The 26,293-nt window shown below is 63.5% G+C and carries 23 protein-coding genes; 12 read left to right on the forward strand and 11 right to left on the reverse strand.

Annotation, left to right across the window (positions count from 1 at the left end):
* Positions 1 to 22: 22 nt before the first annotated feature.
* Both NA29_RS10980 and NA29_RS10985 read right to left on the reverse strand, forming a co-directional pair.
* Positions 23 to 1,360, reverse strand: coding sequence for a DUF2252 family protein (locus tag NA29_RS10980; RefSeq protein WP_371328974.1), 1,338 nt, complete (start codon positions 1,358 to 1,360; stop codon positions 23 to 25).
* A gap of 54 nt (positions 1,361 to 1,414) precedes the next feature.
* Positions 1,415 to 2,269, reverse strand: a complete 855-nt coding sequence (locus NA29_RS10985; RefSeq protein WP_039398131.1) for an NAD(P)H-binding protein — start codon at positions 2,267 to 2,269, stop codon at positions 1,415 to 1,417.
* 130 nt (positions 2,270 to 2,399) lie between these two features.
* Here NA29_RS10985 and NA29_RS10990 point away from each other — a divergent pair, with 130 nt between their 5' ends.
* Positions 2,400 to 3,314: a LysR family transcriptional regulator gene (locus NA29_RS10990; RefSeq protein WP_231965153.1), complete on the forward strand. Its 915-nt coding sequence runs from the start codon at positions 2,400 to 2,402 to the stop codon at positions 3,312 to 3,314.
* A gap of 32 nt (positions 3,315 to 3,346) precedes the next feature.
* Here NA29_RS10990 and NA29_RS10995 read toward each other — a convergent pair whose 3' ends face one another.
* Positions 3,347 to 4,576 carry an epoxide hydrolase family protein gene (locus NA29_RS10995; protein ID WP_052253241.1) on the reverse strand — a complete coding sequence of 410 codons (1,230 nt, stop codon included), beginning with the start codon at positions 4,574 to 4,576 and terminating at the stop codon, positions 3,347 to 3,349.
* A 157-nt stretch (positions 4,577 to 4,733) separates the two neighbouring features.
* Here NA29_RS10995 and NA29_RS11000 point away from each other — a divergent pair, with 157 nt between their 5' ends.
* Positions 4,734 to 5,318, forward strand: coding sequence for a TetR/AcrR family transcriptional regulator (locus NA29_RS11000; protein ID WP_039403093.1), 585 nt, complete (start codon positions 4,734 to 4,736; stop codon positions 5,316 to 5,318).
* Positions 5,319 to 5,320: 2 nt separating this feature from the next.
* Here the strand turns inward: NA29_RS11000 and NA29_RS11005 are convergent, their stop codons facing one another.
* Both NA29_RS11005 and NA29_RS11010 read right to left on the reverse strand, forming a co-directional pair.
* Complete coding sequence (locus NA29_RS11005) at positions 5,321 to 5,767, reverse strand: type II 3-dehydroquinate dehydratase (protein WP_039398137.1); 447 nt, start codon at positions 5,765 to 5,767, stop codon at positions 5,321 to 5,323.
* A 4-nt stretch (positions 5,768 to 5,771) separates the two neighbouring features.
* Positions 5,772 to 7,115, reverse strand: coding sequence for an MFS transporter (locus tag NA29_RS11010; RefSeq protein WP_371328962.1), 1,344 nt, complete (start codon positions 7,113 to 7,115; stop codon positions 5,772 to 5,774).
* 128 nt (positions 7,116 to 7,243) lie between these two features.
* On the opposite strand from NA29_RS11010, the gene NA29_RS11015 reads away from it, so the two are divergent.
* Both NA29_RS11015 and NA29_RS11020 read left to right on the forward strand, forming a co-directional pair.
* On the forward strand, positions 7,244 to 8,029 hold the full coding sequence (locus tag NA29_RS11015; RefSeq protein WP_039398139.1) for an IclR family transcriptional regulator: 786 nt from the start codon (positions 7,244 to 7,246) through the stop codon (positions 8,027 to 8,029).
* Between the two features lie 68 nt (positions 8,030 to 8,097).
* Entirely contained in the window at positions 8,098 to 8,775 is a 678-nt protein-coding gene (locus NA29_RS11020; protein ID WP_224786769.1) for an HD domain-containing protein, read from the forward strand.
* A 16-nt stretch (positions 8,776 to 8,791) separates the two neighbouring features.
* On the opposite strand, the gene NA29_RS11025 is transcribed toward NA29_RS11020, so the two are convergent.
* A complete protein-coding gene (locus tag NA29_RS11025; protein WP_039398141.1) occupies positions 8,792 to 9,691 on the reverse strand; it encodes a LysR family transcriptional regulator in 900 nt (299 codons plus the stop codon).
* Between the two features lie 109 nt (positions 9,692 to 9,800).
* Here NA29_RS11025 and NA29_RS11030 point away from each other — a divergent pair, with 109 nt between their 5' ends.
* A complete protein-coding gene (locus NA29_RS11030) occupies positions 9,801 to 10,316 on the forward strand; it encodes a DMT family transporter (protein ID WP_039398143.1) in 516 nt (171 codons plus the stop codon).
* A gap of 323 nt (positions 10,317 to 10,639) precedes the next feature.
* The gene (locus NA29_RS26490; RefSeq protein WP_039398145.1) at positions 10,640 to 12,277 is read left to right on the forward strand and encodes a methyl-accepting chemotaxis protein; all 1,638 of its coding nucleotides are present in this window, start codon (positions 10,640 to 10,642) and stop codon (positions 12,275 to 12,277) included.
* 32 nt (positions 12,278 to 12,309) lie between these two features.
* Here NA29_RS26490 and dapA read toward each other — a convergent pair whose 3' ends face one another.
* A complete protein-coding gene (gene dapA / locus NA29_RS11040; RefSeq protein WP_039398147.1) occupies positions 12,310 to 13,290 on the reverse strand; it encodes a 4-hydroxy-tetrahydrodipicolinate synthase in 981 nt (326 codons plus the stop codon).
* A 572-nt stretch (positions 13,291 to 13,862) separates the two neighbouring features.
* Here dapA and NA29_RS11045 point away from each other — a divergent pair.
* Positions 13,863 to 14,927, forward strand: a complete 1,065-nt coding sequence (locus tag NA29_RS11045; RefSeq protein WP_039398149.1) for a BON domain-containing protein — start codon at positions 13,863 to 13,865, stop codon at positions 14,925 to 14,927.
* A gap of 61 nt (positions 14,928 to 14,988) precedes the next feature.
* Here NA29_RS11045 and NA29_RS11050 read toward each other — a convergent pair whose 3' ends face one another.
* Positions 14,989 to 15,939, reverse strand: coding sequence for a sigma-54 interaction domain-containing protein (locus NA29_RS11050; protein WP_052252837.1), 951 nt, complete (start codon positions 15,937 to 15,939; stop codon positions 14,989 to 14,991).
* Between the two features lie 169 nt (positions 15,940 to 16,108).
* Between NA29_RS11050 and NA29_RS11055 the strand changes: the two genes are divergently transcribed.
* Genes NA29_RS11055 through NA29_RS26300 form a run of 3 tightly spaced genes read left to right on the forward strand, consistent with a single transcriptional unit; the run spans position 16,109 to position 21,245 of the window.
* Positions 16,109 to 17,524, forward strand: coding sequence for a sigma-54-dependent transcriptional regulator (locus tag NA29_RS11055; protein ID WP_052252838.1), 1,416 nt, complete (start codon positions 16,109 to 16,111; stop codon positions 17,522 to 17,524).
* Positions 17,525 to 17,552: 28 nt separating this feature from the next.
* Positions 17,553 to 18,185 (forward strand): DUF4142 domain-containing protein, encoded by a 633-nt coding sequence (locus NA29_RS11060; protein ID WP_072633255.1) that lies wholly within the window; start codon positions 17,553 to 17,555, stop codon positions 18,183 to 18,185.
* Positions 18,186 to 18,221: 36 nt separating this feature from the next.
* Positions 18,222 to 21,245: a VTT domain-containing protein gene (locus NA29_RS26300; protein WP_072633256.1), complete on the forward strand. Its 3,024-nt coding sequence runs from the start codon at positions 18,222 to 18,224 to the stop codon at positions 21,243 to 21,245.
* An 11-nt stretch (positions 21,246 to 21,256) separates the two neighbouring features.
* On the opposite strand, the gene NA29_RS11070 is transcribed toward NA29_RS26300, so the two are convergent.
* Positions 21,257 to 21,727: a VOC family protein gene (locus tag NA29_RS11070; protein WP_039398153.1), complete on the reverse strand. Its 471-nt coding sequence runs from the start codon at positions 21,725 to 21,727 to the stop codon at positions 21,257 to 21,259.
* 58 nt (positions 21,728 to 21,785) lie between these two features.
* On the reverse strand, positions 21,786 to 23,318 hold the full coding sequence (locus tag NA29_RS11075) for an amidase (RefSeq protein WP_039398155.1): 1,533 nt from the start codon (positions 23,316 to 23,318) through the stop codon (positions 21,786 to 21,788).
* A gap of 269 nt (positions 23,319 to 23,587) precedes the next feature.
* Here NA29_RS11075 and NA29_RS11080 point away from each other — a divergent pair, with 269 nt between their 5' ends.
* Together NA29_RS11080 and NA29_RS11085 are read left to right on the forward strand one after the other, a co-directional pair.
* The gene (locus tag NA29_RS11080; RefSeq protein WP_157127389.1) at positions 23,588 to 23,917 is read left to right on the forward strand and encodes a hypothetical protein; all 330 of its coding nucleotides are present in this window, start codon (positions 23,588 to 23,590) and stop codon (positions 23,915 to 23,917) included.
* A gap of 181 nt (positions 23,918 to 24,098) precedes the next feature.
* Positions 24,099 to 25,463, forward strand: coding sequence for a GGDEF domain-containing protein (locus NA29_RS11085; protein ID WP_052252840.1), 1,365 nt, complete (start codon positions 24,099 to 24,101; stop codon positions 25,461 to 25,463).
* A 42-nt stretch (positions 25,464 to 25,505) separates the two neighbouring features.
* Here NA29_RS11085 and NA29_RS11090 read toward each other — a convergent pair whose 3' ends face one another.
* The gene (locus tag NA29_RS11090) at positions 25,506 to 26,291 is read right to left on the reverse strand and encodes an FRG domain-containing protein (RefSeq protein WP_039398159.1); all 786 of its coding nucleotides are present in this window, start codon (positions 26,289 to 26,291) and stop codon (positions 25,506 to 25,508) included.
* Between the last annotated feature and the right edge of the window lie 2 nt (positions 26,292 to 26,293).

Here is a 26,293-nt window from a genome sequence, read left to right on the forward strand (position 1 = left end):
AAGCGACACGCGCACGCCCGCATTAGCCGGGCGCGTCGTTGGCGAACAATCGTTTGCAGTGTTCGAGGTAAGCGGCTTCGTGTTCGCTTGTGAGCTGGACCACGCTGTTCCAGAGCCAGACCGGCGAGTCGATGGTCTTCGAGCGGTTGCGTTGCAGGTCGGCGAGCCACTCGCGACAAGTGACGTCGTCCATTTGCCTTGCGTGCGCGCGGCCGACGACACCCCCGAGGTACTGCGCCACTTCGGCGGCATCGTGCTGCGTGAGGGTGTCGATCTCGAGCTTCAGATCCTGCGGTAGCAACTCGCGAATCACGACGGAGCGATCCATCAGACGTGCCGCACGCATGCGTTCACCAAGCGACGGCGATAGATGCCGCGCGCCGGTGACGACACGTTCGGCGTTGTCGCGAGGCATGCGAACGCCTGCATAGCGAGGCGCTGCCGCTTTCACGCCTTCTTTCAGGTCCATGAGGCAGAGGTCGTCGCCCTGCACGACGCCACCGTCCACGTCGAGCAACACCGCGTAGCGCAGTCGCCCGAGCGAGCTGCATCCCTTCACCCAGTAGGCCGCGTCGAGCACTTCGACGGCACCGTCGTTTGGCCGTCCGCGCAATGACGTGGCCAGACTCGCGATGGTGTCGAGCTGAAATAGCGCATCGATTTGCTTTTGCTCCGTCGCGCTAAGGGGCCAGAAGCGTCGGCCCAGCGGAATCTTCGGACGAATGTCTTCAATGCGCTCCAGCGCGAGATGCTTCCACGAGCGTTTGACCGCGCGCCGCATGATCAGATCGACAATCTCCGGGCGCTCGTCTTGCTGCTTCCCGTTGCGCGATTTGCCATGCCCTTTGCTCGCTTTCGTGCCGCGTGACTTGCCACCCTTAGGATCGTCCTTGCCATCGCCGCGATCGAACGCGGCCATATAGCCATGCGTGAGCGCTTCGAGCATGTGGATGATGGTCAGTCCGGAGAGCGCCGAGCCGCGCGCGGCGCTGGCCAGCGAGAGGGCGAGGCGGATGAGGTCATGGACCGGGTTGCCGATGACGGTCTGGTCGAGATCGCGAATCAGCACGTCGACGTGCCCGTTTGCGTCCGCGAGCGGGCCGAGATTGCCTGTGTGACAGTCCCCGCAAATCCAGATCGCGGGGCCTTGCGGCAAATTGACGTCGGCTTCGGCCAGCCATTCGTAGAATCGTGCGGTGCTCCCGCGCACATAGGCATGGGGTGATCGCGCCATCTTGCGGTCGCGTTCTCGGGTGAGTCGCTCCAACCGGGCCTTGGGCGTGGCCCATTGCTTCTTCTTGCCAGCTTTGACGCGCTTGCCGTTCGCCATTCGACGCTCCCTGAGGGCGCGTCGCGCCAGCCACGCTTGTGGCTGGACGCGATGCAATGCACCCAGTGTCCGGCAAACGTTGCCTCAATGGCAAGCGACGAGCGTCTTGACGACGTCGGCAAGCGAGGTCGTGCCGCATCGCGGCGTGCCTTCGAACGTCAGCCAGCCCTCGTTGAAGCCGTCGAGCATTTGCATGCGCGGCGTGGGGTGACGCATGCCTTGTGCGAGGAATCGCGCTTCCCATTCGTCGCGGGCAATGACTTGCGGCGCGACGTCGCGACCAAGTGCGTGGCCCAACGTCTTCGCCAGTAAGTCAGGCGAGACGGGGTCCGGCCCGCGCAACTCGACAACGCGCTTGCCCGCCCACGGTTCGCGCAGCAAATGGGCTGCGGTCGTGCCGACGTCGGCGGTGGCGACCATCGGGATCGCACGGTCGAGCGGCGACAGGTAGCTCTCCAGCACGCCGTCCGTGCGGGCACGTGCCACGTCCCACGCCGCGTTCTCCATGAACCACGCCGCGCGAAGGAAGGTCACCGGCAGGTCGAGTGCGCCGACGTGCTGTTCCAGCAGCGATAGTTGTGAGAGCAGGCTGGGCTGGGTGGCCTGCGCACCGACGGTCGACAGGCAGACCACGCGCGCGGGTCGCGCGGCCTGCAGCGCTTTGACAATCCCCGCGATGTTGGCGCGTGACTCGGCGAAGTCGGGGGACGGATCGAAGTGCGGCGGCAACAGCACGAACACGCCTTGTGCGCCGGTGAAGGCGCGGGTGAGGGCGTCGGCATCGGCCACATCGGCGACGGCGACGTCGCAGCCCCGAGCTTTCCATGCCGCGCCCTTAGCGGCGCTGCGCACCACGGCGCGCACCGTGTCACCCTGATCGAGCAGCGTTTGGGCGACGACGCCGCCGACTTGTCCGGTAATACCAGTAATGGCGTACATCTCGAATCCTTAAATGGTCGCGGTCCCTACCGCGCTGGTCGCTATTCTCGACAGATCACGTGCATTTCGCGATAACATCAATGGCATTTGATTCATGCCAATTTGGCATCTGATGTCAGGGGAGAGCGAGGTGGCCGGATTCGATGAACGCATGCTCAACGGCATGAGCGTGTTCGTGGCGATTGTGGAAGCGGGCAGCTTTGCGGCGGCGGGCGAGCGGTTGGATATGTCTCAACCGGGTGTGAGCCGCGCTGTGTCGCGCCTGGAGGGACGGCTCGGCATTCGCCTTTTCGACCGGACGACGCGCGTGGTGTCGCTCACGGACGAAGGGCGTCGCTTCTACGCACAGGTCACGCCGTTGCTCGCCGGGCTGGAGGATGCAGCCGCGACGGCGTCGGGCGGTGCCACGGCCGTGCGCGGGCGTCTGCGAGTGAACATCGATCCCTTCTTTTCACGCCTGATTCTCGGGCCAAGTCTTGGGGCATTCCTCGCGCAATATCCCGCGCTCCACCTCGAGCTGATTACGCGTGACAGTCTGGGCGACATGATTGCAGACGGTTTCGATCTGGCGGTGCGTTTCGGCGTGCCGCCCGACTCGACGCTCGTCGCGCGCAAACTGCTCGACACGCCGATCCTGACGGTTGCAGCGCCCTCGTATCTGAAGCGCTGCGGGCGACCGCTCAAGCCTGAGGAACTGGCGTCGGACGCGCACACCTGCATCGAGTTTCGCGATCCGCGCACGGGACGTCCGTTCCCGTGGGAGTTTCATCGCAAGCGCAAGCGTCTCGAAGTGCCGACGAACGGGCGGCTCGTCGTGAACGACGCGGGCACGCTGCTCAGCGCCTGTCTGGCTGGTTACGGCGTGGCGCAGGTGATGGGCTTCGGCACCGAAATCTGGCGCGAGAGCGGCCAACTCGTCGATCTGTTTCCCGACTGGCCCGACGAGCGATTTCCGCTCTACGTTTATCATCCGTCGCGCCATCATCCGCCCGCCAAGACGCGGGCGTTTCTCGACTTTGTGACGTCGCTCACGGCGCAGACGTAAGGACCATTCTCGCAATGAGACGCTGCACCGCGTTACTGCCCCTGCGCTTGCTCGCGGAAGGTGCGGAAGGCGCGCCACATCTCCTGCGCGAAGATCGCCGGTTCTTCAAAGGCCGCAAAGTGTCCGCCTGCACCGACTTCGTTCCAATAGAACACCGTTTCCCACGCCTGCTCCGCCCAGTGACGCGGCGGGTTGAACGTCTCCGCAGGGAAGAGGCTCGCGCCCATCGGAATCTCGATCCTGCCGCCACCTGAGCGGCCCGGAGAAAAGAATTCGTGACTGCGGATCGTCTCGCCGACCCCTTCCCAATACAAGCGCGACGCCGATGTACCTGTGCCGGTGAACCAGTAAAGCGAGATGTCGTCGAGCATCTGGTCGAGACTTAGCGCGTCTTCAGGCTTGCCCTGATTGTCGGTCCAGTCCCAGAACTTCTCGTACATCCACATGGCGAGCGCCAGCGGTGAGTCGTTCAGCGCGTAGCCGATGGTCTGCGGACGCGTGTTCATCTGGTCGGCGTAACCAGTCCCTTTAGTAACGAAGTACTCGATGCCTGCAAGCGCTTTAGCTTCCGCCTCTGTGGGGTGTTCAGGCAACTCGGCAGGCACCACCATCGGTAGATTGACGTGCGCGGCGAGCAGGCCGTCGGGCTTTTGACCGGCGAGCGCCGTCGTGATGGCAGAGCCCCAGTCGCCGCCTTGCGCGACCCAGCGTCGATAGCCGAGGCGTTCGGTCATCAACACGCTCCACGCTCGCGCGATACGGGCCGGATTCCATCCGAGCTCACGCGGCTTGTCGGAGAAGCCATAGCCGGGAATCGCCGGGACGACGACGTGGAAGGCGTCTTCGGCCTTGCCGCCGAACTTGACCGGGTCGGTCAGCCGCTCGATCACATTGACGAACTCCGCGATCGATCCTGGCCATCCATGCGTGAGCAAGATCGGCATGGCGTTCTCATGCGTCGAACGGGCGTGAATGAAGTAGATGCCGACTCCGTCGATGCGCGTGCGAAATTGCGGGAAGCTGTTCAGGCGCGCTTCGAAGCGTCGCCAGTCGTAGCGATGCAACCAATGTTCGACCAGTTGCTGTGCTGCAGCCAGCGGAACGCCTTGCGACCAGTCGTCGACCAGTTCGCGATCGGGCCAGCGAATGCCCGCGAGACGGCGGTGCAGATCGTCAATGGCGGCGTCGGACACACGAACTTCGAACGGCGTGACGGCCTCGGTGGCTTCGGGCAGCGTCAGGAATTGCGGCAAAACAGACATGAAAAACTCCATGAACCGACATCGATCAACGGCGTGACCGATATCGAAAAGGGGAAATCAACGCTTAAATGTAGCGAGTGCTACAATATTAAACATGCAACGGCATGCGCATCAAGCGTTTTTTAACGGTCGCTACATTTGGAGTACACTTCGCGTCATGGCACGCAAACTCGCATTCGACTACGAGCAGGCGCTCGACCGCGCAACCACGTTGTTCTGGCAACGGGGGTACGCCGCGACCGGACTGCGCGATCTTCTGAAAGTGATGGAGATCGGGGAGGGTTCGTTCTACAACACGCTCAAGAGCAAAAAGCACCTGTATCTGCTGTGTTTGCAGCGCTATCAGGATCAGGTCGTGAGCGCGCGCATGCATGCGCTAGTCACCGCGCCGGACGCTGCATCGGGCATCCGCGCGTTTTTTGCCGCCGTGCTCGACTGCCTCGACGACCCGCAGACGCCACGTCTTTGCATGCTCGCGGCGATGGAAGTCGACGAGGTGCTGGCCGAACCGGAGCTACGTGAGCGCGCCGAGCAGGGGTTGCATCAGTTGCGCTCGGCGCTGGTGAAGCGGTTGAAAGAAGACCGCAAGTCAGGCCGATTGCCGGCGACGCTGGACGTCGAGACCGTCGCCCAGATCCTCGTGACGTTCCTGCAAGGCCTCTGGCGCATGGCGCTGGTCAAGTACGACAAACCGGCTTATGTGCGCCAGATCGATGGCCTGTTGACGGGGCTCGGCCTCTGAGGTCAGCGCGGGGCGTTCCACAGATCGTCAATCGCGCGGATGGCGAGCAGATACCCGTTCGCCCCCGCGCCGCAGATCACCGCCGTCGCCGCGACGGAAATCGTGGAATGGCGATACTCCTCCGTGCGTCGATGAATATTGGTGATGTGCAGCTCAACCACGGGCCGCGCCAATAGCTTGACGGCGTCCAGCACGGGAATGCGTCCGAACGAAAAACCGGCGGGATTCAGGATCAGGGCTGCGTCCTGAAGGAACGCTTCCTGAATCCAGCCGACCAGTTCGCTCTCGCTGTTCGTTTGACGGAACACGCAATCGAATTCGAGCGTCTCGGCCAGCTTCAGACAGTTTTGTTCGATGTCCGCCAGCGTGGTGGTGCCGTACAGCTGCGGCTCTCGCAAACCCAGCATGTTCAGGTTTGCGCCGTTGAGGATGTAGAGTTTTCGGGTCATGACGTCAGTGAGTGGATGATCGTTCCAGGGGCGTGCCCTTCGTTTCGGGCGAGATGGCGATCATCAGGAAGGAAAGCAGATTCAGCGAGCCGCACACGGCGACGATGGCCCAGGGCGAACCGTTGAAGGCGCCCAGCAGCGCCACGGCGACGATGGGCATCGGTCCGCCTGTCAGCAGATTCGCCCCCGAGTACGACAGGGCCGACCCGGTGTAGCGGGCTTCGGTCGGGAAGGACTCCGCGAACCACACGGGTTGAATGCCGCTCTGGAACTGCGTGAAACCGAGGAACGCGCCCATCACGACCATCGTCAGGGGTAGCGAGTTCTGCCCCAGGATCGGGAAGTAGATCAGGCAGCAGACCAACGTACAGAACGAACCGAGCAGCAGCGCACGCTTGCGACCGATACGGTCGCTCAGATAGCCGCCTGCCAGCGCGCCTACGATGGCGCAGACGTTCGCCACCATCAACAGCATGAACCCCGTTTGCTTGGGCACGCCGAACTGTTTGGTGAGGTAGCTGAGCGAGAACACCACGATCAGATAGAACAGCGCAGCGGGGCCGCAGAAGAACAGCGTCAGACGCAGCGCCGTACGCCAGTGATGCTTGAACACGATGCCGAGCGGATTCGACACGCGCTCGCGTTGCCCGTCTTTCTTGAGCGCTTCGAACGCGGGCGTCTCGCTGACCTTGCGGCGAATGTAGATCCCCAGCAACACGAGCACGAAGCTGGCGAGGAACGGCACGCGCCACCCCCACGATTCGAAGGCGTCCGGCGAAAGCAGGCTCGCTAGCGCGAACAGCGAGAAGTTGGCGAGGATCTGGCTCAGTGGCGAGCAGATGCCCAGTAAGCCGGAATACCACCCGCGCCGCTCGGCGCTCGCGTGCTCCACGGCCATCAGTTGCGCGCCGGTCGATTCGCCGCCAAGGGCGAAGCCCTGAATGATGCGCAGCGTCACGAGCAGCGTCGGTGCAATGATGCCGACTTGCGCGTAGGTGGGCAGCAGCCCCATCAGAAACGACGAAACGCCCATCACCGACACGGTAATCAGCATCAGTTTGCGACGTCCCCAACGGTCGCCGAGCATGCCGCAGATCACTGCGCCGAGCGGACGCGCGGCGAGTCCGGCCCAGAAGCTCGCGAGCGAAGCGAGCAGTGACGCCGTCGGGTCGAGCGACGGGAAGAACAGCTTGGGAAAGATCGTGGCCGCGACCACACCGTAGAGCGCGAAGTCGAACCATTCGAGCGCGGTGCCAACCGTCGCCCCCGCGACCGCCCGACGCGCCATCAATTGGGCCTGCGTGGATTGTGCTTCCACGTTCAGGTCCGAATCCACCAAAGTTGACATGTTGTCTCCTGAGTTCTCGATATTTTGAAACGTTCGTTTCTGGCGACGAACAAGTGCTATTGTTTGCGCGCACCGGAGAGGTCGTTCCAGACCGGAACTCCATTCCACATTATGGAAGATGACATCGGATGTCACTGAAAAACGGGCTGAGAATTCTCGATTTGCTGGCGTCGGAAGGTGAGGGCGCGGGCCTTGTCGCGATTGCCGAAGCGCTGTCGTTACCGCGCAGCACGTGTCACCGCGTGTTGACCGAACTGGTCGAGAGCGGGTACGTCAGGCAACTGGTCGATCACGGCCGCTACATCCTCACGATGCGCATGACGTCGAACGGACTTGAATTCCTGAGTCTGACAGGCATCGCGGACATCGCGCAGCCGATCATCGAACGTCTCGCTGCGCAGACGGCCGGGCTGGTGCGTCTGTCGCTGGTCGACTGCGACGCCATCATCTGGGTGGGCCGCGCCGACGGTCAGCGAACGGGCTTTCGCTACGACCCGGACATGGGGCATGCAGCGCAACTCTCCTGCACGTCGACGGGCCATGCGTGGCTCATGACGATGACCGACGAACAGGCGGCGTCGCTCGTGCTCAAGCAAGGCTTTGGGCAGCCGAATGAGTTCGGACCGAACGCACCGACGACGCTCAAGGCATTGCTGGGTTTTCTGCACGCCGCGCGCGTGCGGGGTTACGCGATGATCGACGAGGTCTTCGCGCCACGCATGGCGGCGGTGGCAGTGCCTGTCGTGAGCGGTTCGCGTTGCGTGGGCGTCATCAGTCTTGCGGCGCCTCGCGTGCGGCTCACGGCGAAGAAGATCCACGAGTTTTCGGGGCTGATGCTCGAAGCGGCCAACGAACTGGCGCAACTGAGCAATATGGCGGGCTTTCCGAGCCGTCCGCCGTTGGGCAAAGGCTAAGCGCTCAGGCTGATTCGCCGCGAACAGGAATCGCGGCGATAATCGTGGGCTACCCAATGGAGTATTAGATGGACATGCGTAATCAGCGCGATGCAACGCACGTTGAACCGGCGGCGGTGAGCGTGAACATTCCGAGCGATTTCAGCCGAATCGACGTGCCTGCGCGTCTCAAGGCGCAGTTGTTGTTCATGCGCGAAGTGGATGCGCTCAAAGAGACCTGGCGCAACACGTTGCTGATCACCGGCAAGCGTTTCGAGAACGATGCCGAGCACAGTTGGGAAATGGCGTTGATGGCGACGGTGCTGGCCGAGTATGCGCCGCAAGGCACCCAGATTCCCCGCGTCATGCTCATGCTGCTGATCCACGATCTGGTCGAGATCGATGCGGGCGACACCTATGCTTACGACGCCGTGGCCGCTCAGGATCAGCACGAACGCGAGCAGGCGGCGGCCGAGCGCATCTTCAATCTGTTGCCCGTGGATCAGGCGAAATCGTATCGCGCGCTCTGGGAGGAGTTCGAAGCGCGCGAGACAGTCGATGCCAGGTTCGCACGCGCGATGGACCGGCTCCAGCCGCTGCTGCACAGTTATCACACGCACGGTCGCGTGTGGGCCGAACGCTCGATCAAAGCGTCGCAGGTGCGCAAGCTGATGCATGTGATCGGCGACGCGTCCCCCGCGCTTGGAGAACTCGCCGACCGGATGATCGCCGACGCTATCGACAGCGGCTTCCTCGAGGAGAACTGACGTTTAGCGGCGGATTCTAGCGACAAATGTCCGCGATCTGCTCGCGCAGCCATCGATGCGCGGGGTCGACGTCGCGACGCGCGTGCCATGCGGCCTGAAACAGAAACGGCGGTATCGCAAACGGCGCGGCGAAGCGACGCAACTGGCGGTCGTGACGCAGATGCGCGACGGCCGTTTGCGCGACCGTCAGAATCAGGTCCGTCCCCGCAATCAGCTCCGGTGCAATGCTCCAGTGCGGCAACGTGACGGCTACGCGCCGCGTGTGTCCCAACGCCTCTAGCGCCTGATCGATTTCGTTGTCCGCCCCCGGTCGCATCGCGACCAGCACATGCGGGCGCGCCAGCCATGCCGCCATCGTCAGCCCGCCCCGCGCAGGCAGCGTGGTGCGATCCGCCAGACAGACGAACGATTCTTCGAACAGCGTCTGCGTCTCCAATTCCCCCGGAAATTCGTGAAACACCCCCAGGGCCAGATCGATTTCGCCGTCGAGTAGCTGGGTGAGCATCGCTTCGCGGCTCGCTTGCGTGGCTGCGAGATCGATGCCGGGTGCTTGCTCTCGCACGCGACGCGTGAGCTGTGGCAACGAGACGCGCGAACCGTAATCGGACAGCGCGATACGAAAGGTCCGCTTCGCCCGGCGTGGATCGAACGCCGGAGCGTGCAACAACCCTTGCAACTGATCGAGCGCGTCTTCGAGCGGACGTTGCAGTTCCAGCGCTCGCGAAGTCAGTGCGAGGCCACCGTCGCGCCGCACCAGCAGCGGATCGTCGAAGATGCCGCGCAGTTGCGCGAGCGCGTGGCTGACTGCCGGTTGGCTGCGATGCAGCCGCAGCGCTGCACGCGACACATGCCGCTCCGCCAGCAAAGCGTGCAGCGTCAGCAACAGATTGAGGTCGATTCGACGCAGATCATCCATTTGGCGAATAGTTTGTGTGACGAATTCGAATTTCCATTATTGAAATGGATGATTCATGCTGAAGGCAAGCGATTTTTACGAATAGAGAGGTCACTTCATGAATGCGTCAATGACACCCCAAATCCCCGCGACAGTCCTGTTGCCGCTCGCCATCGCGATGCTGGCCGGTGCTGTTGTCCCGTTCCAGGCTGGCAGCAACGCAGCGCTTGGGCGCGCACTGGGTCACCCGTTGTGGGCGACGGTGGCGTCGTTGCTCGTAAGTCTCATCGTTGTGCTGCCCGTGTTGATCGGCATGCGCGCGGGATTGCCGGACATCGGTGCAGCCGCACGCGGGCCGTGGTGGCTGTGGATCGGCGGTATTGCGGGCGTGGCTTATATCACGGCGGCGCTGGTGCTCACGCCGCGTCTGGGGGCGGCGAACTTCATCGTTTGTGTGGTGGCGGGGCAGGTCGTCGCGTCGCTCATCATCGATCACTTCGGGCTGATGGGACTTGCCACCAAGCCCGTCAATCTCGCGCGCATTGCGGGTGTAGCGCTTATTGTTCTGGGCATGCTCGTTGTGCAATGGGGCACACGTGCGGCATCAGCAGGGGCGACAGACGCGGTTAAGTCCATCGCGTCCTGACGGACGCAACCCGTGTCGTCGTCACCCGTTCGGCATTACGTTCAACGTCGATGTAATCAGGTGGCTTGATATATTTGGTGTATACGCAATTAGCGTTGTTCGGACCCCATTTCGGCGCACCGTTCCACCGGTGGAACGCCTTGTCTGGCGGGCGTTTTCGGGGTGCCGGATGAATTTGTCACGGCAAGGCTCAAGTTTCGTCAAAAGCACTCGTTAAGTCTCGTCAGAGGTACCGAAAGCGGTACGGAGAGAGACAGTGACCTGCCGCGCGTGCTGGCGGCAGGGCGAAACCAAGACCCCCAGGACGAATCGCGCAACCACCGATGTTCAAGAATCTGAGTATCAGCAAACGGCTCGCCGCCGCCTTTTCCCTCAACGTTCTCATGCTGCTGGTCGTGGCGGTCGTCGCCGTGACGAAGATGGCGACGATGGACACGAACACGCAGCTCATCGTGTCCGACCTGAACAACAAGATTCTCGAATTCCATAATCTGAAGGATCGCGCGGCCCATGTGGCGGTGCTGCTGCGTGACATCGCGATGTCCGAAGACGCTTCGCAGCTCGACACGCGTCTGAAGAAGATCGAAGAGCTGCGTCAGGCGAACCTGAAGAGCATCGACGGCATGGCGACGATGTTCTACACGGAGAAGGGTAAAGCGCTCTATCAAACGCTCACGCAGGCCAGCGCGGAGTACGGCAAGCAACTCGACGCGTTCAAAGCGCTCGTACATAACGGCGACTACGCCGGGGCCAAGGCGCAACTGCTGGGCAGTCTCCAGAAGGCGCAAGTGGCGTTCTTCTCCCCGCTCGACGACCTGATGGGCGTCGGCAAGGCAGTGAGTGCGAAGGAAGCGGCTGACGCTAACGACGCCTATCTTTCCGCCCGCGTTTGGCTGTTTGCAACGTTGTTGCTGTCGGTGACGTTGTCTGTAGTGGCGGGCGTGGCGATTGCGCGCTCGGTGACGCGTCCGGTGCGCGCGGTCTCGCAAGGGGCTTCGGCGCTCGCCAACGGCGACCTGACGCATCGGGTGAAAGTCGAAAGCCGCGACGAAATCGGAGAGATGGCCAATGCGCTGGACACGGCCATTGCACAACTGAGCCATCTGGTGCGCAACATCCAGGGTGCATCGGGTGCCATCGACACTGCCGCGCGTGAGATCGCACAGGGCAACACGGATCTGTCGCAGCGTACGGAAGAGCAAGCCGCCTCGCTTGAGGAGACGGCGGCGTCGATGGAGGAGCTGACGTCGACCGTGCGTCAGAACGTCGAGCATGCCGTCGAGGCCAGGCGTCTGTCGCAAGAGGCGTCGGGCGTGGCCGATGCCGGGGCGCACAGTGTGCGTGCCGTCGTGGAGACGATGCAGGCGATGGCCAGCGCCTCGGCGCGCATGAGCGAGATGATCACCGCCATCGAAGGCATTGCATTCCAGACCAACATCCTCGCGCTCAATGCCGCAGTGGAAGCCGCGCGTGCGGGCGAGCAAGGCCGCGGGTTCGCTGTCGTGGCTGGCGAAGTGCGCACGCTGGCGCAGCGCTCGGCGGGCACCGCCAAGGACATTCGCGAGTTGATCGCGGCGTCCGTTAAGCAGGTGCAGGACGGTTCGTCGCGCGTGGAAGTCGCCGGTCGCACCATGGATCAGATCGTGGTGTCCGTGCGGCGTGTGAGCGAACTCATCACCGAAATCGCTGCGGCTAGCGACGAGCAGGCGCGCGGCATCGAACAGGTCAATCAGGCCGTCGCGCAGATGGATCAGGTGACGCAGCAGAACGCCGCGCTAGTCGAAGAGGCTGCGGCGGCGGCCGAGCACATGCGTCAGCAGGCCGCCGACCTCGTGAGCGAGACGTCGAAGTTCCGCGTGGACAGCGGTGTCGGCACGCACGGCGACTTTGCGCATCATCCGGTGCCCGTGACGCCGGGGCTCGCCGCCCCCGAAGACAGGCATTTGCGCGTCGTCGCCTGACGACGCGCTATCGCCGTCGTTGCGTACTTGCTTCAGGCAGCGTCGGCCACCGTCGCCCCTTGCGCTGCCTTCGCACCGAACGCAGTGTCGATGGCGGCGACGGCATCTACCAACTGCTGCGCAAGCGCCGGTGACGCACTCGTCATCGGTGCACGCAGCACGTCCTCCAGCCAGCCTTCGCGCGCGAGCCACGCCTTCACCGGGCCGGGGTTCGCTTCGGCAAACAGCAGCCTCACGACCGGCATGAGCGCATGAAAGAGTACGCGCGCGACGTCGAGTTGCTGCGCGCGCACGGCACGATAGAGCGCTGCGAAATGGGCCGGACGGCAATGCGACGACGCAATGATCGCGCCATGGCCGCCCATCGTCAGCGTCGACAGCAGTTGATGATCTTCGCCCGCAAGGACGGACAGACGCCCATCGGCGATCAGCGCCTGTGTCGTGTGCGCATTCCCGCCGCAATCCTTGATGCCGCGAATGTTAGCGTGACCGGCGAGCGTGAGCAGTGTCTCTAACGTCAGCGTGGCCCCTGTGCGATACGGAATATCGTAGAGCACCAGCGGCGCGGCCGAGCGGTCGGCCAGCGCATGGAACCAGTCGACGAGCCCCGCCTGCGACGGGCGGATGTAATACGGCGCGGGCGTCAGCACACCGGCGAGCGGCAGTGCGTTCAGGGCGTCCATGCGCGTGAGCGTATGCCCGAGATGATTACCCGCTAGCCCCGCGATGACAGGCAGCCCGTCGGCTTCTGCCAATACGGTCTCAAGCACGGCGATTTGTTCGTCGTCTTCCAACGCGGCGGCTTCACCGGTCGTGCCACAGATCACGAAGCCCGCAATTCCCGAATGACGATAGTGCGCAACGATCCGCCGCAGTGCGGTGTGATCGACCGGCGCATGTGCGCCTTCTCGCTTGAACGGCGTGATGAGCGGCAGCCAGATCCCGCGAAAGCTGGACGACGCGTGAAGCGAGGTCGACTGAGCGGCGGCGATGGGCGATTGCGAGTCTTGCATGGTGTCTCCCTGATACGAATACGATGAACGTGTGGTGACCTTGTACGGAAACCGTTCAGCAGGGCGACGCAAGATTTGACGCGTGGCGTTCGGGGCAGATTGGCCGGTGATGCGGTGCGGGTATTGCAGGCGCGCACTGGGCGCTGGGCGGGACTGCCGGTCCACGTGGCTATTCCGTCGCTCAACTGACGGAACAGCACGCTCCGGTCAGTTGAGCGACTGTTTTTTGCTTTTGACGAACGCACCCCGTTGTCCCGGAAGGGCAACGCGCAGCGTCTGCGAACGGAGGAGGGCGGAATTCGTCATGCGGTGACTCTATACGCAACGCGCGGGTAACGTCAAGCGCGTCAATGCAAAACGTCAAGGCGATGCCAGCAGGGTCTCAGACAGGGCGAACTTGCCACGAATGGAAGAAAAGCTTCGGCGGTCGTCCACCCGACCGGGATTCGCGGGCGTGGCGTCTACATCCGACGCATGGCATGCGACTTGCACAAGGATTTGTCCGGTGCCGGATCGGTTGAACAGGAGCCGTTGCTTCTGGACCGCTGGTGCTGTTCATCTGGAGAATCATCATGCAACGACGATACGCAACGCGCGATAACGAACGCGAACGGCAAACGCAAGGTGGCGGACAGCGCAACCAATACCGTCGCGATTTCGACGAGGAGGCCATGCAGCGGGAATTCTCCGCGTACGACCAGGAGGACGAGTACGGCATGCAGCCGTCGCGCGAGCGTGGCGAACGAGGAGGACAAGGGGCATGGCAAGCCGACTGGAGCGAAGCTGGCCGTGCACGCATCGACGATCCACGCTACGGCTATTCCCGCGACACATACGGCCGTTCGCAAGGCGGGCAAAGCCGCGAAACCTGGGGAACACGCAGCGGTTCGGGTGGCACGGGCGGCTACGGCCGAGACTACGGTCGCGATTACGAGGACGCTTTCATGGGCGAATACGGCAGCGACAATGGGGGCGATTTCGGCGCCAACTATGGTCGTGACTATGGCCGAGATTACGGGCGCGATTATGACCGCGATTACGGGAGCCGTATCTCGCAAGGCGCCGGACGTCGCCAGGGCTACGGCGGGCAGTCGATGCAGCGCGGACCCCAAGGCTGGGAATCGCAGGCGCAGCAGCGGGGCTACGGCAACCATGGCAGCTACGCAAGCCAAGGCGCTCAGGGAGGTCGGGGAGGTCAAGGCGCGTCGATGGACATGCGTCATCGTCAGGGACCAAAGGGCTACAGCCGTTCGGACGAACGCATTCGTGAGGACGTCTGCGAACGCCTTTGCATGGCGCACGAGCTTGAAGTGCAAGACGTCAGCGTGCAGGTGAAGGACGGTCGCGTCGACTTGCAGGGCAGCGTGCCGGAGCGCTGGATGAAGCACGCCATCGAAGACTGCGCCGAGCAGTGCTTCGGCGTGCAGGACGTCGAGAACCGCATCCGTACGCAGTCGTCGCACGCCGACCACCAACACGGTGGCACCGGCTCGGGTGCCTCGGCGTCGCAACGTACTTCGGGGCAAACAGGTACGGTCGGCACGGCAGGGGCGCACACAACGTCGAGCGCCGCAGGCTCGACCGGCGCGTCGTCGGGGACGTCCGGCCAGGGTAACGACGCAGGTAAGCACCACTAAGAAGGATCGGGGCCGCCACTTCCTCGTGATATGGGGAAGTGGCCGGGGGCCGTCACTGCGATCAGCGCCCGGTGGATGTCGTCAGCCGGTTGTATAGCGTTTTCAGACTGACACCGAGTGAGCGTGCAGTGCGTGGCTTGTCGTTCTCGTGATGTGCCAGCGATGCCGCGATGAAGTGATGCTGTGCGTCGGCCAGCGTGATGACGCGAGGCAATTCGAGCGTGCCGTGATGAACGACGGGATCGGCGGGCATCACGGAATCAGTCGTCACGTGCAGCACGTCGTCGGAGAGAATGAACGCACGCTCGATCACGTGATGCAACTCGCGCACGTTACCGGGCCACGCGTGCGCGTCAAGCGCACGCATCGATGCGACCGACAAACGTTTCGACGTTCTCGCCCGCGCGTTAAGCGAACGGACATGGGCATGCGCGAGCGTCGCAATGTCCCCGTCGCGATGGCGCAGCGCGGGCACGTGCAATACAAACGCGGCGAGCCGGTAGAGCAGGTCGTCGCGCAACGCGCCGTTGCGCAACGCCTCGGTAACGTCGTGACGCGTCGCCGCAATCACGCGAACGTCCACAGGCACCGCCTGACTGCCGCCAACGCGGCACAACGTGCTCGATTCGAGCGCCCGCAGGAGCTTCACCTGCATGGCTGGCGGCATATCGCCGATTTCGTCGAGGAACAATGTGCCGCCGTTTGCGGCTTCGAAGTAGCCGCGCCGCTGGTCGACAGCGCCCGTAAAGCTGCCGCGCTCGTGCCCGAACCACTGGGACTCGGCAAGGTCTGCGGGCATCGCACCGCATGGCACGGCAACGAACGGTCCGTCGCGACGATCGCTCGCGGCATGCAACGCACGCGCTGCAAGCTCTTTTCCGCTGCCACTTTCACCCAGTATCAGGACACTGACGGACGTTCGCGCAACACGCTCGATCTGCGCGCGCAAAGCGCGAATCGCTGTCGAGTTGCCGAGCAGTGAAACGACGGGGATGTCGGGCTGACGTGTCATGCCGTTGTGACGCGAAGTGCTCCGCGAATATCCCGTCCGATCCGAAATTCGACATTGAAATTTTGTAGTCGATGCGCGTATCGCATAGGAAGTTTCGATGACATCGCGCCGAACGGCATCGCGGATTACGTAGTCGAACAGAGCATCTGCGGTACCCCCGGAGGAGTTCATGTCAGTCTATTCTGACGCGTCACGCCACGCTGCCGACCGGTCGCCCATATTTTTGGTGGGCGCGGATACGGCGACACGCGATGCGTTGTCCGATTTGTGTCGCGCCGTCTGCCCACCGACATTTCCGCCGCCCGCATGGGCCGGTACGCTGGCCGAGGCCGATGCGTGTCTCTCGCACCTCTCGGATGCACCGCCTTCGCTTGTGATGACCGACGTCGATATGCCGGACGGTTCCGGTTTCGACGTGCTCGACGGCTGGGCGAATCATCGCAACCTTGATGTGGTGATGTGCACTGCGCGTCCCGGCTGGGAGAGCGCCGTGCAGGCGCTGCGCCGGGGCGCAAGCGACTATCTCGTGCTACCGGGGGACCGACAGCGCGCGGGCGAGTGGATCGCGAAGGCGTCGGAGAGCGCGGTTGCTAACGAGGCTTTCTGTGGCGCTGCGGCGTCGTCGGTCGTCGGCGCGTCGACGAGCGACGCATTTGCCGCATTGGTGGGAAAGTCCGTGGCCATGCAGCGTGTCTTCGATGCTCTCTCACGCGTTGCACCCACCGATGCCGCTGTGTTGCTCACCGGGGAATCCGGCACCGGCAAGGAATTGGCGGCACGCGCCGTACACGATCTCAGCGAGCGCCGCGACGCGCCTTTCCTCGCCGTGAACTGTGGCGCCATCGCACCGAATCTCGTCGAGAGCGAAGTCTTCGGTCACGATCGTGGCAGCTTCACGGGGGCCGAGCGTCGACATCGTGGCTTCTTCGAGCGCGCGCACGGCGGCACGCTGTTTCTGGACGAAGTGGCCGAAATGCCGCTCGCGTCGCAAGTCAATCTGTTACGCGTACTGGAGACCGGCAGGCTCATGCGTCTCGGGGGCACGGAAGAAATTGCGGTAGACGTGCGCATCGTCGCCGCCACCAATGTGTCGCCCGAGGCCGCCATGCGTGCGGGCAAGCTGCGCGCGGACCTCTATCATCGGCTCAACGTTTTTCCCGTGACCATGCCGCCATTGCGCGAGCGTGAGGACGATGTGACGTTGCTGGCGCAAACGATGCTCAATGAGGCCAATGCACGCGATGGCCGCGCAATGCGATTCGCGCCGCATGTGTTGACGGCGCTGCGCCGTCACGACTGGCCGGGCAATGTGCGCGAGTTGCGCAACTTCATTCAGCGCGTTCGCATTCTGAGTGCGACGCCCGTTATCGATTCTCTACCGCCGCCGATCTTCGACGAACTGGCGGGCTTTCCGGTGCGTGACGACCGCACGACCATCGCGCTCGACGCCCCGCTGGCCGACCTCGACCGTCAGGTCATTCTCGGCGCGCTTTCGCAATGTGGCGGTATCAAGGCACAGGCCGCGAGACAGCTCGGCATCAGTCTGAAAACGCTGTACGCGCGCCTGGCACAGATGCACGCATAGACGTCTCACAACAATGCCGGGAGGGCATATGTATTCACGAATCACTAAAGTGCGCAGCGCTTGTGTACTCAGCGCTGCACTTATGGCGAGTCCGTTCGTTATCGCGCAGGAACTGCCGAAGGGCGACCCGGGGCAGGGCGGCGGCACCGATCAGGCGTCGCCGACGGCGGGCGTTGAAGTGACGCAAGTGGCCCCGAAGCCCATGCGCACGGCACAGCCCAGCGCGGGCATCGACGTCGAATTCGTCGACAAGGCGCAAAAGGCTGGCAAGGCCGAAGTGCAGGCGAGTCAGGTGGCGGTGCAACGTTCCAACAATCCCGCCGTCAAGCGCTTCGCTCAGCAAATGGTGACGGATCACAGCAAGGCGAACGAAGCGCTGCGTCAGTTGGGCGCGAAGAAGGGGGTTAGCGTGCCGAACGACGCCGCTGTCGATCCGGATATCGAAGCGCTCAAGAGCAAGAAGGGGCGCGAGTTCGACGTGGCCTACATGGCGCTCGCCGGTCCCGAGGCGCATGAGCAAGCCGTCAAGCTCTTCCAGACGGAGTCAGAGAAGGGGCAGGATCCCGATCTGAAGGCCTTCGCGACGAAGACGCTGCCGACGCTTCGTCATCACCTGAGCGAAGCCCGGGAGGTGTCGGCCAAGGTCGAAATGGGTAAGTAAGTGCCCGGCGCGACCTCAGGCGACAGATCGGCATCGGTGGCACCCTCGGCACTACTGCGCGAAGGGCAGAACTGCTGGCGTATCGCTCCGGCGGCACGCATGCGCATGCTGGTGGACGGCGAGCAGTACTTCAGCGCGCTGCGTGAAGCGCTGCTGGCCGCTCGTCACGCGGTGTTCATTCTCGGCTGGGACATCGACAGCCGGATGCAACTCACCCCTAATAAATCGGACGACGGATTGCCGCCGGGGCTGCGTGATTTCCTCGACGCGCTCGTGCGCCGCCGCAAGACGCTGCGCATCTATTGCCTCAGTTGGGATTTCGCGATGCTCTATGCGCTGGAGCGCGAGTGGCTGCCGTCGGTCAAGCTCGACTGGAAGACGCATCGCCGGCTGAGCTTTCGGCTTGACGGACGCCATCCGACGGCGGCGTCGCATCATCAGAAGGTCGTGGTGGTCGATCAGCGGGTGGCGTTCGTGGGGGGACTCGATCTCACACGCAATCGCTGGGATACACCGGCGCATGCTCCTGACGACCCCGGTCGCAAGGATCCGTCAGGGCACGCCTATCCGCCGTTTCATGACGTGCAGGCGATGGTCGACGGTGAGGCGGCATACGCGCTGGCGGAACTCGCCGAGGACCGATGGCACCGCGCGACGGGCAAGCACGTCGACCTGCGTTTGCGCACCCCGCGCGATGCCCCTTACGCGCCCCTCGACCCGTGGCCGGTATCGGTCGCCCCCGACCTGACGGAGGTCGATGTCGCCATATCGCGCACGGCACCGGCGTTCGAGGGCAGGCCTGCGGTGCACGAGATCCAGACGCTCTACCTCGATGCCATTGCCAGCGCGCGTCGTCGTCTCTATCTCGAGAACCAGTACTTCACCGCAACGTGTATCGGCGACGCGCTGATCGAGCGTCTCGCGTCGCCCGACTGTCCGGATGTAGCCGTCGTCTCGCGTCGTGCAGAGTCGGGCTGGTTGCAGGAGCAAAGCATGGGCGTGTTGCGTGCCCGGCTCTACCGGCGCTTGCGCGACGCCGATCCGCAGGCGCGCTTTCGTCTCTATTGTCCTGAAGTGCCCGGCATCGCGCCGGCGTGCGTGAACGTCCACAGCAAAGTGATGGTCGTCGACGACGCGTTGCTCGTGATCGGGTCGGCCAATCTCAACAACCGGTCGATGGCGCTCGACACCGAGTGCAACCTGTCCGTCGCCGCCAATGGCGACGCACGTATCGCGGCAGGTATCGCGCGTGCACGCAACCGTCTGCTCGCCGAGCATCTCGACGTGTCGGAGGCTGCAATGGCCGCAGCGTTGTTGCGAGACGAAGGGCTGCACGAGGCCATCGACGAACTGCATCGCGAAGGGGCGCGAACGCTGTCCGCGTTCACGCCCGCGCTGAAGGACGCTGACGACGCGGCGTCACCCGGTGCTGTCGTGCTCGACCCGATGGAGCCGATCGACTTCGAGAACGTGATGGGGACGTTCATCGAGACCGAGGCGCGGCCGCTTCTTGCCGGGCGCATCGTCGCGCTCGTCCTCCTGTTGCTGGGGCTTGCCGGACTTGCATTGGCGTGGCGTTACACGCCGTTGCGTGAGTGGACCGATCTGCCGCGCGTGTTACGTGTCGTCGAGCGCATTCGTCTGATGCCGTTCGCGCCGCTCGTGATCATGGCGGTGTACCTGCTGGGCACGCTGATCATGGTGCCGGTGACGGTGCTGATCATCGTGACGGTGGTCGTGTTCGGGCCGTTCGCGGGCGCCGCGTACGCGCTGGCAGGAACGTCGCTCGGCGCGGCGGCCGGTTATGGCGTGGGCCGGACATTGGGACGCGACGCGGTGCAGCGCTTCGGCGGTGAGCGGCTGAACGCGTTAAGCCGTCAGATCGGCCATCACGGATTGCTGGCGATGGTCGTGTTGCGGCTGATGCCCATTGCGCCGTTCACGCTCGTGAACCTTGTCGTGGGCGCGTCGCGCATCCGGCTGCGGGATTGTATGCTGGGGACCGTCATCGGCATGTTGCCGGGCATTCTGATCGCGGCAGCGCTGGTGGACCGCGTGGCGGCGCTGGCACAACGCCCGAACGGCTGGACGGCTGCGCTGCTGGCCGCCGTGCTCGTGTTGCCGGGCATGGGCGTGGTGGCGCTGCGTCGGCGTATCCGGGGCATGGGTGGTGAGACGCCGGAAGATGACCGTCCGCCACGGCGTTCGATTGATGCGGACGTTTCGTCACGCCCCGCGTTGCGGGATGTCTCGTCGTCGCGCGTTGAAACCATTAGCCGCGAGATGAGCGTGGCGAGCTACAACGTACACGGATGTGTCGGCACGGACGGCGTTCACTCGCCGGACCGCATTGCGCAGGTGCTCGACGAGATCGACGCGGATATCGTCGCGTTGCAGGAGATCGAAGCCAGTGCAACCGACGTCGGCACGTTAGCCCGGCTGGCCGCCGCGCGAGACATGCATTTCATTCCGGGACCGACACTTCGGTGCGGCGGACAGGATTACGGCAACGCCATCATGACGCGCTTCGCACCGGTGGCCGTGCGACACATCGATCTGAGCGTGGCAGGACGCGAGCCGCGCGCTGCCATCGACGCAACGCTTGCATGGGAAGACCCACACGGACGGGAAACGCAACTGCGCGTGATCGCGACGCATCTCGGCCTGCGGCCCGGCGAGCGGCGCGAGCAGGTGCAACGTCTGCTGGAATGTCTGGCGAATCAGCCGGGAGCGGCGACTGTGCTGATGGGGGATGTGAACGAGTGGTGTCTATGGGGGCGTCCGTTGCGATGGTTGCATCGCTTTTTCGAACGCGCACCGCATGTGGCGACGTTTCCGTCTCGCTGGCCCTTGCTCGCCCTCGACCGCATCTGGACGTCGCCGCGCGCGCATCTCGGCGCCGTGCGCCGCCATGCGACGCCGCTCGCGCGACGGGCGTCCGATCATCTGCCGTTGGTGTCGGTGTTGCGCATCACCGTCCCGGTGTCGCCGCGCGCCAGCGCACGCCGCGACGCCGAGACAGCGACGCAAGCCGTCGCCGCTGTGGCGGGCGGACGCTAGCTCGACCGGCTTCAGCCCGCTGCGGCGCGATCGAGCGTGGCGATATCGATCTTATGCATGGTCATCATGGCTTCCATTGCACGGCGCGCTTTGGCGACGTCGGGATCGGCCATCAGATCGAGCAGTCGCTTCGGAGTGATCTGCCATGAGAAGCCCCAGCGGTCCTTGCACCAGCCGCACGCCGATTCGGCGCCGCCGTTGCCGATGATGGCGTTCCAGTAGCGGTCGGTCTCTTCCTGATCCTTCGTGACGACCATAAAGCTGATCGCCTCGTTCGGCTTGAACTCAGGGCCACCGTTCAGGCCGACGAACGGCTGACCCAGCACGGTGAACTCGACGGTCAGTTCCTGCCCGGCGCCAATGCCGGGGATGGGGGAGACGTGGCGGGCCTGAACGTGACTGTCGGGAAAGGTGGCCGCGTAGAATTCGGCAGCCTGGCGGGCCTCACCGTTGAACCAAACACATGTGACGAGCTTCGTCATGAATGTCTCCTGTCGTGAATCGCCAATGCGAAGAAGAGGGCGAAGGCGAGTCAGGTTACTACACCGGTTGGCTGCGGAAGTCGGGCATCCCACGGCCGGTGTAGAGCGGCGGCGCCGCGCGTGAAAATGCCGCGGCCAGTTGAAAGGCCGTGAGGTCGTCGAGCGTGTTGGACACGATCTGCATGCCTATCGGTACGTTGCCCGGACCTATACCGGCAGGCGCGGAGACCACCGGATACAGGCCCAGCAGATTCCAGACCCACGTCAGCGCGAACGTCAGGCCCGTAATTTGCCGGTCGCCGAGCTTTACCGTATCGGTCGCCGGATGCAGGCCGTGTTCGGCGGGGATTAGCGGTGTGCCCAGCGTCGGCATGATGAGCGCACGATAGCCCTTCAGGAAGACAGTTTCCTGCACGCGGCGCTGATACTCGCCCAGCAGTTCCTCCGTGCGCACCAGCGCTTCTGGCCCGGTCTTGCCCTGCATCCGCTCGAACACGCTGCGGGTATAGGGCATGAGCTGATCCGGGTGCTGCATCGCCGCGCTCATCATGCCTCCCATGCTAGACGACATCAGGCCAATCAGGTAGGTCTCCATGTCTTCGGCATTGAAGCCGATGTCGACCGTCTCGACAGTGACACCGAGACGGCGCAACGTCGCGATGGCCTGCTCCATCGCGCGGGTGACAGCGGGGTCGAGTAGCGTCAGATGCGTGGCGGGGTCGTAGGCGACTTTCCAGCCGGAAACGTCCTCATAACGCGAGGGATAGCGCAGGCGCGGGCGTAACGAGCTATGAATGAGCGGATGCGGGCCGACCATTGCGTCGGTAAGAAGATTCATGTCGTCGAACGTCCTCGCGAGCGGTCCCTCGGCTTCATACGGCACTTCACTCGTCGGCACGCGGCCGAACGGAGGCTTGAAGCCGTACAGACCGCACTGGGATGCCGGGATGCGGATCGAGCCCCCCATGTCGGATCCGAGGGCGAGTGTCGTGAATCCGGCGGCCAGCGCTGCCCCCGACCCGCCGGACGAGCCACCCGGAGTGTAGGCGAGATTCCAGGGGTTGCGCGTGGTGCCCCACAACTTTGTCGCGGTCGTCATCCACACGTAGAACTCGGGCACTGTGGTCTGAATGTGGAAGATCGCGCCCGCTGCGCGAAGGCGCTCGGCGACCGGGCCGTCTTCCTGTGCTGGCGGTGCGTCCTTGAGCAGGGTCGAGCCCATCGTCGTGCGCCAGCCGTTGACGGCGTATTCATCCTTGACTGCGACGGTCACGCCTTCAAGTGGTCGGGGATTGCCTCGCCGATACCGCGTAGCGGCCTCGCGGGCGGCGGCACGGGCGTCTTCGAAATGTCGCACCGTGACGCAGTTCACCTGTTTGTCCAGGGACTCGATGCGGCGTATTTGTGCGTCGAGGACATCGAGCGGCGAGAGGCTCCCGCGCCGAAATTGCGCGATGAGATCGGTTGCGCTGAGGTAGGCCGGATCCGTCGCCGCGTGGGCGCGCAGCGGCGTGCCTGCGAGGAGCGTGACACCTGCGGTAGCCCCCGCAAGGTGGCCGGAAATCCGAAGAAAATCACGTCGGTCGACCATGAATCGTTCTCCTGAATGTCCTGCGAAGGCATTGAGCGATCACTATATCGCAGCGCGGGGGAGATATCAGGGGGGCGTTGATTTTCTCAGGATATTTGATTCGTATTCCTATGCGGTTGGAGGAATAAAAATATCTGCTGTTTTCCTGCGGTCGACGCGTCGAAAACGGTCGATTAGACTGCTGACCTGAGGGCGCCACGCCGCCCGGAAAGCCCCGTCGCGCGGGCACCACGGGTCTGTTTTGCCGGTTGCTTATTTGAAAAGTCCAAGTGACAATCACCGAAACCCGGGCAGTCAAAAAATATCGGGGGGAAGAAGGGCGGGCAATAACGAATAAGAATCGGGACAAGATGGCAGCCAAAGTGGTGAAGTATTCGCGCGACGGGGTAATTTATTACGAAATTCGAGGCGCTTTACCGGACGGCACGCGGTACGTCGACCGGGTGGGCTTCAGCGAACGGGAGTTGGGATTCCGTCACCTGGTGGCGGCGAGAATCAAGCTGCTGCGCACCGAGTACGTAGCGGCATGCAGCAAGGTACAGGCGGAATGCGCGGCGGATGTCGTCACACCGCGTTGGGTCAAGCAGTTGATTTTTTAAGCGAAATCGGTCGGTACGGCTGGTCGGTCCTGGCAGCGGCCGTCTCAGGAGGGCAATCGCAGGTCTTGCGTTGTCATGGTGATGCAATATTCATATGTTGAGATTGTCATATAGAGGCAGGGTGCTTCTCGGCCGTTCGAAATAAATGGAATTCGTAACAAAAGACGTCCTGGCAAGTTGCATGGAGTTGCTGCTGGACGCAGTGTTTCTCGTCAATCGGTCCGGGACTCTCATGTACGTGAGCCCGGCCTGCGAAGCTATTCTCGGCTATAGCGCGCAAGAGTTGATGGGGCGCTCGATGATCGATTTCGTGGCGAAGGAAGACCGCGACAGGACCATCGAAGAATCGAAGCTGGTCATGGCGGGACGCCTTCGGATCGGGTTCGAAAACCGTTACATCCATAAAGACGGCCATTACGTTCACATCATGTGGTCGGCGCGCTGGTCCGAAGAGCACGGCATGCGTATTGGCGTCGCCCGCGACGTCTCGGCCCGCAAGCGGGCCGAAGCCTTACAGCGCGCCACCTACTCGATTTCCGAAGCGGCACACGACGCCGCCGACATCCGCTCCCTCTGCAAGGCCGTTCACGACACGCTGGGTACGCTCTTTCCCATCGACGCTATCGTTGTCGCGACGTGCGATGCGGACCTGCGCGTGTGGGACAAGGCTTATCAGTACCGCGACAGCACGGATATCCCGTTGCTCGACTGGGCGCAGGCGGAAGCGCTATCTACGCAGGCCACCAATGCGCAGGAACCGCTCTGGCAACTGATCGAGACAGTGCCCGACGCCGATCCCGCGACGCATGCGGTGCAAGTGCGCACTGAGTCATTCTCACTGAACGACAACGTTGAGGCCGCACGGCACGCGCTGGCCGTGTTGCCCATGCATACCGCGCGACGCGCCGTCGGCACGCTCATGATCTACGGGCCCGTGAGAGCTTTGCAGGCGGAAGCGGCGCAACGGCTGCTGGCGTTCGTTTGCGATCAGACGGCGCTCGCCATCGAGCGCAAGCAACTCATCGACGATCTGTACAAGGCAGCGCGGTTCGACGAACTGACCGGACTGCCGAACCGCCGCACGTTCGGCGAATTCGCCAGCGAAGCGGTACGCCGCGCGCAGCGCACCAACGGCAAACTGGCGCTGCTCTTCGCCGATATCGACGGATTCAAGGACGTGAACGACAGCCTCGGACACGCGACAGGCGATCTGCTGCTCAAGGAGATCGGACGCCGCATGAAGGCCGGGGTGTCAGACTGCGGATTCGTGGCGCGGCATTCCGGCGACGAGTTCGTCGCTGTCGTGCAGGACGCCGAGATCGTCGAGCGCATCGACTTCGCCGTGAACCGGCTGCGCTCGGAGATCGAGCAGGCGATCTCGGTAAACGATGCGAGCCTGACCGTGCGGGTGAGTGTGGGCGTCGCCGTGTTCCCTGACGATGGCGAGTCGATGAGCGAGCTGATCCGCGTGGCCGATCAGCGCATGTACGCCAACAAGGCTGCGCGCAAGTCAGGTGGCGCGAGTTTTCTCGAACGGTTGATGTGACGCGAGGCTGAACATCGCCGTACCGCCCGCGTTACCGTAGCGTTACCCCAGCGTCTGGGTCGGCCAGACCATCTCGATTTCGACGGCAATCGAGCGCGCGAGTCCGTCGAGATCCGGAAACAGCGACGCGTTCGTAACGTTCATCCGGTAGAGCCACTTCATGGCATCGGCGCGCAGTGCGACAGGCAACACGATCTTGCGCAGCAGCGGTTCGTCGCTCTCGTAGCCGTCCAGAATGCGATGCATCGGCCGGTCGATCACACCGGGCACGACGAAGGTCCCGGACTGCGCGATCAGGCGGCCATCCATTTCCTCCGGCTCGCCGAACCAGACCACCTCGTTATCGTTGCCGAGGAAGTACTTCTCCATATTCCCCTTGACGCGTGGGTCGATCGTATCGCGCGTGAGCCACGGCGCATGGCGCGGGCGTGCGCGGTCGTCGTACAGCGCGGGCGTGTTCAGCGCAAAGATGGCGGAGTCGGACGTCGCGCGTTCCAGTGCAAAGAACGCCGCCACGAACGGTGATTTGGTGAAATCGAGCAAACGGGTGGGCGCGCCATGGTGCTGCATCAGCCCGAGACAGCGCAGGTCGTCGTGCAGCAGGTCGGGCCAGGGCACGTGGTTGTGCGCCTTGCGACGGAAGATGCGAATCGCGCGGGCCTCGCGGCTGCGCCACTGCTCCTTGTCCGACACGTAGGCGTGCAGGTAGCGCGAGAGCGAACTTTGCAGATGCCAGCGGGCGTCTTGCTGCCCGCGAAACGCCCAGCCTTCGAAGCGGGAGGACAGCTCCATGAAATCCTTCCAGCTCTCGACGACAGTGGTGTCCATAG

It is taken from the genome of Pandoraea sputorum, from assembly GCF_000814845.2.
Classification (GTDB): Bacteria; Pseudomonadota; Gammaproteobacteria; order Burkholderiales; family Burkholderiaceae; genus Pandoraea; species Pandoraea sputorum.